We start from the raw sequence: 8,771 nt of genomic DNA, 5'->3' as shown, positions 1-8,771 counted from the left end.
CGATCTCTTGGTCGATTGTCCGCAAAGTTTAGCAGATGCAATTGTCAGTTTATTGTAAATTTTTGATGCTTAATCGCGATCGATATGTGTAGTTTTTTTTATGAATTATCAAAATATCACAATCGATATAATCTGGAAAAAGAAATCTTGAGGACTACCGATTTCAGAAATCTTCGGTTAATCTAGAGGGAAAGACCCCTCACCCCATTACCTTCCCCATGATAGAACTCGAACAAAAACTCGGTTTGTATCAAGTCTTTCTAAATCTTTATGAGAATAATCAAGGTTTGTTAAATGAGATTCTCCAATTAGAGAACAGTCACGATCGCAGCTTGAAGCGATTAAGAGGAAAATATACCTATATTATTGGTGTTGTCGAAGACCAACGGGTTTATTTACTCGCTAATCTGATGGGTAACGGAAGTCAAAAACTCTTTCAACCCCAAAATATTTGGACGATCGGACGGGGACAAAAAGCGGGAATTTCTATCCCAGACGATCGCCTCTCTCGCAATCATGCTGCAATTCAATATGTCCCCGATCGCGGCTTTTATTTACATGACTTGAATAGTACCAATGGCACCTATGTCAACCAAGAACCTGTTAGCGATCGCATTTTACTCCAAGACGGCGATCGGGTTCGTTTGGGGAGTCTCGTTTTCTATTTTTCCTGTTGTCAAGAAACCCGACAACTTGTTAATACACCCCAAGAAATTATTAATACTTTAAACAAGTTGGAAAAATCTGCTTTTTCTCAAGAACAGAAAGAACTTCCTGAAACATCCGAACATAAAACCTGTTTTTTTCTCACTGATGAAGATAGAAAACCTGCTTTTAGGGATCGTCCTGCACCAGAATTGAACCCCGTTCAACAGTCTGAAATTCTCGATCGCTTCTTCCATCAACAGCGCAATAGTTTGTAGAAAATTGTCCCTTAGAAATTCCACAACACGCTAAAATATAAGCCATCATCTTGAGCATTAGTTTGGCGATCGCTTAAATTAACTAAAGGATAAGCCAAATCCAAACGAACATTAAATCCTGGCAATACTTCCCAAATCAAACCCACACCAACCCCTGCAATAAAGGTTTGATCCGGAACGGGTTGGAGATTGGGATTATTGGGATTGTTCCAAACCCAACCCACATCGAAAAATGGTGCAACGATAAAAGTGGGATTTCCAGCCTCATTTCTTACTAAAGTAATACGATCTTCCACGGAAAAACGCAAACCATTATCACCAAAGCGAGAGTTTTGCCGAAAGCCCCGCACGGATTGGCCACCACCGACGACAAACTGTTGAGAAGAAAGTAAAGGTTCTGTAGACAGTTGCAAATCGCCGGAAATAATTAAAAAGTTATTTTCATTTAAAACTTGAACGCGCTGTGCTTGTAATAACCAACTTAAAAAGCGGCTATCGGGAATCGATCCTGAATTAATCGTGGCACCAAAAAGCCCCGTTCCCAAGCTGAATTGAGAACGCAAAGCCCAAGCACCAGCAGTATCGCGGCGAATATAGTCCTGTCCGAATTTAAAAATACTGGTAGTCGTTGTCCCATCGGCTTCCGGACCGAAGCCAAAGGGTGTCCCTCCGAGAAAGGTGAAAGTTTGTCCCGTTTGATAAGTGAATCCCGCCGAAAGAGCAAATTCTTCGCGGGGGGTTTTGACCAGGGGTTGACGAAAGCTGATGTCATACAGTGCAGAGTTACCGTTAATATCAAGGACCCTGAATTGCTCTTGAACAACATTGTTACGGTTGAAAGAGGTTCTTAGTTGTAAGGTGCCATCCATGGGGTTTAACGGCAGGCTATAGCTTAAATCGAAGGTATCCGAACCTCCTCTAGTGGTGCGCTTGTAGCTGAAAAATGTACTATCTCCAATCCCTGTGGTGTTCAGCCAACCCGCACTAAAGCCAAATCGTTCGGAACCGACACTGGGAGGGGAGTAGTTATCGGAGCTAAAATTGGCACGAAAAGGGTTGGCTTCTGTGACGCGGACGATTAAAATACTTTGTACGGGGGTGCTTCCGGTTCGCAAACTGGCTTCGATGTTTTCGATGAGGGGATTTGCCCGCAGCAATCGCAACTGGTCTTCTAATTTCCCCGTATTTAAGGGCGCACCGGCTCCTAACCAAACGCGATCGCGGACATAATCAGGTTTTAAATGTTGGATCCCTTCAACTTCAATTTTTTCGATGCTTCCTTCAAGGACACGAATCAAAATCTCCCCACTGGTTAAGGAGTTAGGATCGAGAACAGCGCGAGAGGTAATATATCCTCGTTCGAGGTAATTTTCGGTAATGCTATCAGCAAGGGTTTGTAGGGATTCCTCGCTCACACTGCGATCGAGATAAGGTTGAATGCGAGGAGCAAAATCTGCCTCGGAAAAGAGGGTACTACCTTGTATCAGAATGCGATCGACTTGAATCTCTCCATCCTCTGGAATGGCTGCTGGAGGGGGTGTTGGCGGCGTTTCTGGTTCTTCCGGCTCTTCTGGTTTGAGGGGTTCTACGGGGTCAATGGGTTCTGGAGGTTCGGGAATTTGGGCGAGTTTTAGGGTGTTAGTGAGATTTATTTCCCACAGGGAATCTTGAAGTCGGGAAGAGATGGGGCGATCGCTCGAAATGACTTCTGAAGAAAGAGTACTTGCTAGGCTTTCTGGAACTGTCAAGCAAACAATGCTCGAAATGCAAAGCAATAGCCAGGAAGGTTTAAGATTTATTAAGTGTTTTTGTCTCAGAAATACCTTTTGCCAGGACTGCATAATTGTCTTTGCTCCAATCTGAACGACTATTATAATCGCCTATATTTTGTTCTAACAGCTAAATAATGGTAACGTCCGGATATTTGGAATAATGAATTTTCAAACAATGGGCTATGCGATCGCGCCTCAAATTCTTTCCGATGAAGCAGTCGCGATACTTAAAACAGAACTACGCGATCGCGTTTCTTCTTCTCATTGAACGCGACATCTCCCAAACTAATCCGACTAAATGTAAACTTTTGCAAATGTCTTGACTTTTTTCTAAAAAACGGTAACAATGGATACAGACAGAAAAAGAAATCGTTCATCTCTTCGGAATTAGTCAATAGCCGAGAGACGGAAGTAAGGAAATCTCCTGAAGGAACGCGCCTCACTCGAAACTTTAAGGAAAAGGAGGCGGACATGAAACTTACATATCGTGGCGTTGCTTACGAATACAATCCAACTACTGTAGAAAGTCTTGACACCGAAATTACTGGCAAATATCGGGGCTTAGAATGGCGTTTTCGCAATCGCAAAGCACCAACGGCTCAAAAACCAACATTAGATTTGGTTTATCGCGGAGTCCCCTACACCCAAGGACAGGAAGCGCCTGCGGTTAAGGCTAATCCTACTCCCAGCATCGGACAACGGGCCCGCGCCCTGTTCTTGAACAAAGAACGTACAGAACTTAAACGTCAAGAATCGGTCTTGCTGCGATCGGAAGAGCGGGTTGGTTTATCTCACTAATGGTAAAAGGAAACCGCTTAAATACTTTAGCTCGTCCTGATTTGAGTGATTTTCTCGCTCTGGCCGGATGAGTTGGGTTTAAACTGAGGGTTCCCTCAAGATACCGCTAGAGTCCTCCGGACTCTAGCGGTGAGTTCCTGACTCCCCTTGTAGTGTAAATGCTGCCCAAAAGAAGGGCGATCGCCATTGTTCACTCTGCCAAAGTTGCAATTGAGCCGATCGCAAAGCTGCTGCGGGTTCTAATTTTTCCTCTAAAATTCCTCGATAAAATCGTACCATTAATTCTGCGGTGCCGCGATCGTCTACACTCCACAAACTTACAGCAACTCGCGCTGCCCCAGCATACATAAATCCCCTGGTTAAACCGATAACTCCCTCACCGCGAATATTGTCCCCCAGTCCCGTTTGACAAGCACTCAACACCACGAGATCGGCGGAAAATTGGAGATTAAAAATTTCTGGAAGGCGCAAAAAACCATTGAGGAGGCGATCGCGATCGTCTACGAGAGAAAAAACTAAACCAGATAAGTGAGGATTTTTGCTGTTAAATAGCCCATGAGTGGCAAAGTGAACGATTTTGTAATTTTGTAATTGGGAACTGGTGGCAAAGTCTCGCGTGGCTTGAAAACCAAAGGCTTTATCACTTTCTTCGGCAGGAAGGAGGGAGAGAATTTGTTCTGCTTCTTCTCGGGTAAAAGGCAAGCGGTTGAATAATAGTTCTGCTTCCCTGGCAAACTGTGCCACATCTGGGGGAAGTTCAAGGGACGATCGCGAAGAATTGGCAATGCGAGTATCATTATTGCCAAAGATGGGATCGGCGATCGCGATCAGGGTTTTGGCAGGAGTGGGGCGATCGCGAACTTGGCGGCGTAGTGCTGCTAAAGTGGAGACAGAGGGAAGATTGACGATCTCGTGTTTCTCGAGCAAAGGCTGATATTGGGAAATAGTCGCCTTTTCCTCGGGAATATTGAGTAAAGGGTTTTTCTGCTCAAGGTTCGGTTCGGCGATCGCGGCGAAGGGGATAAAATGTAAGATATCATCGCTCACAATTAATAAGTGCTTATTTTTTAGTTCCTCAGCAACAGGAACAAGAATGAGGTTAGAGAGGGCGATCGCCGTCCGTTGGGTTTGGGCAAATCCCGAGGGGCGATTCGATCGCAGCAAATCTTGGCGAAAGTTGAACGCAGCGTTTTTAATTTCGCTTCGTCCAGGTAGGGTGTAACTCTGAATTGAATCGGGGGTAACTGCCCAAAGATAGCTTTGTTTTTCCCCGATAAAATATTCCAATAGCAGGGTATTGCGATCGCGAATTTGTGCCTGAATTTCTTCAAGGGTCAGGGTTTGCGGTTGGGTGAGGGCCGCATAGCGGGGACTGGTACGGCGAATTAAATCCTGCACAGATTGATATTCTTTGAGAAGAATCTCCACCTCTCGGTTGATGTCAATTTTGCGGTTGAGGGGATACTCTCCGCTTGCGATTCTAATACGCCGTTGTTCTAATATATCCAGTTGGCGTTGCAATTGGCGCTCTCGTTGTAATAATTCTGGGTCTCCTCCCGAGGAGATATTTGCGTTGCCTTCTGCTAGGATATCAAGGAGGGAGCGCGATCGCGATCGCTCGCTAATTTCTAATGCTCTACCATCATAACCCTCTCTCGGGCGCTCTTGATGCAATTGCATCAACAGGTCGATATATAACTCATAATAGTCCTGTTTGCTGGCAAAAAAGGAGGTTCGCAGGTCTTGACTATCGACATTTCTTCGCAGACTTTCCACAATTTCGACGGCGATTTTAATTTCTTCCAGGGCGATGTCTGCATTGCCTTTTTCTCGTTGGGCGAGGGCAATACGATAGCGGCTTAGGGCTTCTTTGGCGCGATCGCCGATGGCTATTCGTAAAGACAGAGCTTTTTCATAATAAGTGAGGGCGCGATCGAGTTCTCCCTTATTGCTATAGACCACCCCTAAATTATTGAGGGTGCTGGCTAATCCAGAGCGATCGCCGACAGTTTGCCAGATGCTTAAGACTTCTTCATATTGCGCGATCGCCTTGTCATTTTCTCCATTTTGTGCAGAGATGAAACCGATATTATTCAAGGTTCCGGCTTTAGCGCGATCGTCTTGTAGAACTTCCCAGATTTGCAATGCTTTCGCGTATTGTTGCAAACTTTCGGGTTCTTTTCCCAAGTTATTATAAGCCAAACCCAGATTATTTAGGGCAGCAGCTTCTCCTTTTTTATTGCCTACTTCCCTTGCGATCGCTAAAACTTGTTGATAATATTCTAAAGCCTGTTCGCTTTCTCCCAATTGGTCGTAAATAAGACCGATGCTGTTGAGATTTGCTGCTTCTCCCGTGCGATAATTAACTTCTTGCCAAAGGGGAAGGGATTTCTTGTAGCGATCGAGGGCAATTTGATACTCTCCTAATGTGCTATAAATTTGCCCGATCGCCATTAAAGTGCTGGCTTGAGAATGGCGATCTTCTAATTCTTGAAAGAGAGGTAAGGCTTGTTTATACAATTCAAGGGCGCGATCCAATTCCCCGAGGTTTTTATAAGTTAAACCCAACCAATTCAACGCAAGTGTAATATTTTCGCGATCGCCACTATCTTGCCAGATTTGTAAGGCTTCTTCCCATTTACGAATTGCCTCTCGCCAAGATGATTCAGTTTCTTGGCGATACAATTCCATTCCTTGTTCAAAAAGTACGGAAGGAGATATATTGGGAGATACTAAAGAATCTTCGGCAGCATAAACAGGAATAATACTTCCGCAGTTTAGGAAGTTTAGTCCGATTGCGATCGCGATCGCCCTGCGAGAAATCCAGTTCCACCCCATCCGTAAGTCCTCGGGAAATTTTTGGTTAATCATTGAATATCCTTTACTATAGTAGCATCATTTTCTAGTTCTTTAAAATGATAAAAAGCAAAATCCTACTCTTGTTCAAGGGCAAGAAGTGCGACAAGGCATTTATTAGCAAGCGGTCTCGCAATAAATCATGACTGTCAAAATACTAATTTTGTGGTATAATCGAAGAGTTTTACAAAGATTTGAATCAGGTTGCCGAATAAAAACAAGCAAAAATGGAGGCTAATATGAAGATGATTCGAGTTAAAAAACAGCACGGTTTTAACGTGCAAATAATGGGGGGAATACTTGCCAGCTTTGGGATTATTATTTACTCGGCACTGCGCCCAATTCCCGCGATCGCGCAAATCAATCAAGCAATCGTACAAGAAATCGTAAAGTCCGATGAAAACGCGGAGGAAAACGGCGTGTTTATCGATGAAGACCTTGCCGAAGTAGATGCGATCGCCCTATTAAAACAGAAGATTGTTACTCAAGCAGCGAGTACATCCCTTTTATTCAGTAATGGTGCAATGGGTCGTTTAGGACCGCAATCTTCGGTTATTGTCGGTCAATGTATTGAAGTTCAACAAGGATTATTATTAGCAAGCGGTCCCGCTAATGGTTGTACGGCTACGTTTGAAATTGGCGTAGAAGGAACTGTTTATGTCATGGAAGTTAACGCAGCAGGAGAGACACAAATTAAAGTTTTAGAAGGAGAACTAAAGGTTAAACTGACAAAAGAGGAGTCAGAAACAACAGAAGAAACTCCACAAGAGATCGCCATTAAAGCCGGAGAAAAAATTGCGATTACCCCTAGTGGCCTTTTCGGACAAGTGGCAGAATTACTACAAAGTGATGTTGAAAATATTCTCAATGGTGCGTTATTTAAAGGGTTTAACTCACCTCTCTTGGGAACATCAGCCCTACAGGAATCTTTAGAGAATTTGTATCCAGATATTGATATTCCTCGCTTACCTAGATTTGGTATTCCGACTACTCCACCAAGACCGAGATTGCCATTTTAAGAGAGAATAGCCGGGTGCATCTTGGAATGAGTATAGATAGGCGATCGCTTCTTAAATATCGGTGCTATGATGAGGAAGAAGTGCGATCGCGGAACAATGATACAAGCCCTCAAATTCATTACTGATGAAGAGTTAATGCAACTCAGTTCTAAAAACCCCGAACTGAGATTTGAACGGAATGCAGATGGAACTTTAATTACAATGGCACCTACTGGTCAAATTTCTAGCAATCGAGAACTTAAAGTTGGCGCATATTTATTCGCTTTTGTAGAAAGCAATAATTTAGGAGAAGTTTTTAGTTCTAGTGGTGGTTTTAGGTTTCCTAATGGTGCTGTACGTTCTCCCGATGCGGCTTTTATTGCTAAGGATCGCTTGCCGGAAGGATGGGATACAGGAGAAGATAAATTTTGCAGTATTGTTCCTGATTTGGTCGTAGAAATTCGTTCTAAAACAGATAGTTTAAAGATGCTCAAGGAGAAGATGGAAGAATATATTGAAAATGGGGTGAAATTAGGCTGGCTAATCGATCGCGCTCATCGTCAGGCTTTCGTTTATCGTGGGGATGGCTCGATTACTCAGTATCGAGAAAATGCAATTTTAAGCGGTGAGGAAGTCGTTCCAGGATTTACGCTGGATTTGAAGAAGTTATTGTAAATGCGATCGTTTTAGAAAAAGCGATCGCTATCTTAAACTTAAAGTTTTAAGAAGTTGTAATCAAGATAATATTTATCATATTTATAATATTTACATTAGTTCTTTTTTAGAGTGCTTATGTCTCACATCGTTCAAAAAATCCTTAAAGTTCAGACAACAGGAAAATCCTTTCATAACATCACATATCCAATCCAAAATTTAGTTTCTGAATCTAGAGTAAAAATTGGTTTATGTACAATTTTTGTTCGTCATACTTCTGCCAGTTTAGTAATTCAAGAAAATGCCGATCCCGACGTTCTCAAAGACTTAGCCAACTTTTTTAGCCAACTCGTTCCCGAAGATGGGAAAAGTTATATTCACGATGCAGAAGGTGATGACGATATGCCCGCTCACATTCGTTCTGCTTTGACGCGAACCTCAGAACAAATTCCTATTTCAGAAGGAAAATTAGTTTTAGGGATTTGGCAAGGAATTTATCTGTGGGAACATCGCCAACATCCTCATCATCGTCAAATTGTCATTCACGTGAGTGGAAATTAAATGAATGAATGCTTTCATTAATTATCTCAAGTTATACATTTAGATGGGAGAAATTCATCTATAATTTAAGTCTAGATAAAGTAGCGATCGCCGATTAGCCTTTATCTTTTTGCCCATATATGGGAAAAAATAATACCTATGTCTGATTTCGATCGCGAAGATCCCGATATTTTTCTTCGCTACCTTTCTCAATCAGGAACTGTCGATCT

The 8,771-nt window shown here is 42.9% G+C and carries 7 protein-coding genes, 1 pseudogene and 1 riboswitch; of the genes and pseudogenes, 5 read left to right on the top strand and 3 right to left on the bottom strand.

What is annotated here, in order from left to right:
* Positions 1–218: 218 nt before the first annotated feature.
* The gene (locus VB714_RS26005; protein ID WP_323228124.1) at positions 219–923 is read left to right on the top strand and encodes an FHA domain-containing protein; all 705 of its coding nucleotides are present in this window, start codon (positions 219–221) and stop codon (positions 921–923) included.
* 11 nt (positions 924–934) lie between these two features.
* Here the strand turns inward: VB714_RS26005 and VB714_RS26000 are convergent, their stop codons facing one another.
* Complete coding sequence (locus VB714_RS26000; RefSeq protein ID WP_323228121.1) at positions 935–2,671, bottom strand: ShlB/FhaC/HecB family hemolysin secretion/activation protein; 1,737 nt, start codon at positions 2,669–2,671, stop codon at positions 935–937.
* 392 nt (positions 2,672–3,063) lie between these two features.
* Positions 3,064–3,134: riboswitch (Glutamine riboswitch) on the top strand.
* A 32-nt stretch (positions 3,135–3,166) separates the two neighbouring features.
* On the opposite strand from VB714_RS26000, the gene VB714_RS25995 reads away from it, so the two are divergent.
* Positions 3,167–3,493, top strand: a complete 327-nt coding sequence (locus VB714_RS25995; protein WP_323228119.1) for a DUF4278 domain-containing protein — start codon at positions 3,167–3,169, stop codon at positions 3,491–3,493.
* On the opposite strand, the pseudogene VB714_RS27620 reads toward VB714_RS25995, so the two are convergent.
* Positions 3,492–3,575 (bottom strand): annotated as a pseudogene (locus tag VB714_RS27620) (RRXRR domain-containing protein); the annotation flags it as partial. The gene VB714_RS25995 and the pseudogene VB714_RS27620 overlap by 2 nt on opposite strands.
* A 41-nt stretch (positions 3,576–3,616) precedes the next feature.
* Positions 3,617–6,364 (bottom strand): CHAT domain-containing tetratricopeptide repeat protein, encoded by a 2,748-nt coding sequence (locus VB714_RS25990; protein WP_323228117.1) that lies wholly within the window; start codon positions 6,362–6,364, stop codon positions 3,617–3,619.
* A gap of 224 nt (positions 6,365–6,588) precedes the next feature.
* Here VB714_RS25990 and VB714_RS25985 point away from each other — a divergent pair, with 224 nt between their 5' ends.
* From VB714_RS25985 to VB714_RS25975, 3 genes are all read left to right on the top strand, one after another.
* Positions 6,589–7,368 carry a hypothetical protein gene (locus tag VB714_RS25985; RefSeq protein WP_323228114.1) on the top strand — a complete coding sequence of 260 codons (780 nt, stop codon included), beginning with the start codon at positions 6,589–6,591 and terminating at the stop codon, positions 7,366–7,368.
* Between the two features lie 96 nt (positions 7,369–7,464).
* Positions 7,465–8,022 (top strand): Uma2 family endonuclease, encoded by a 558-nt coding sequence (locus VB714_RS25980; RefSeq protein WP_416309803.1) that lies wholly within the window; start codon positions 7,465–7,467, stop codon positions 8,020–8,022.
* 117 nt (positions 8,023–8,139) lie between these two features.
* Positions 8,140–8,562 (top strand): secondary thiamine-phosphate synthase enzyme YjbQ, encoded by a 423-nt coding sequence (locus VB714_RS25975; protein ID WP_323228109.1) that lies wholly within the window; start codon positions 8,140–8,142, stop codon positions 8,560–8,562.
* The last annotated feature ends 209 nt before the right edge of the window (positions 8,563–8,771 follow it).

Origin of the sequence: Spirulina sp. 06S082 (assembly GCF_034932145.1) — a bacterium.
Lineage (GTDB): Bacteria > Cyanobacteriota > Cyanobacteriia > Cyanobacteriales > Spirulinaceae > CCY15215.
The sequence above is the reverse complement of the archived record's forward strand: the minus strand, read 5'-3'. Positions and strand labels throughout refer to the sequence as shown.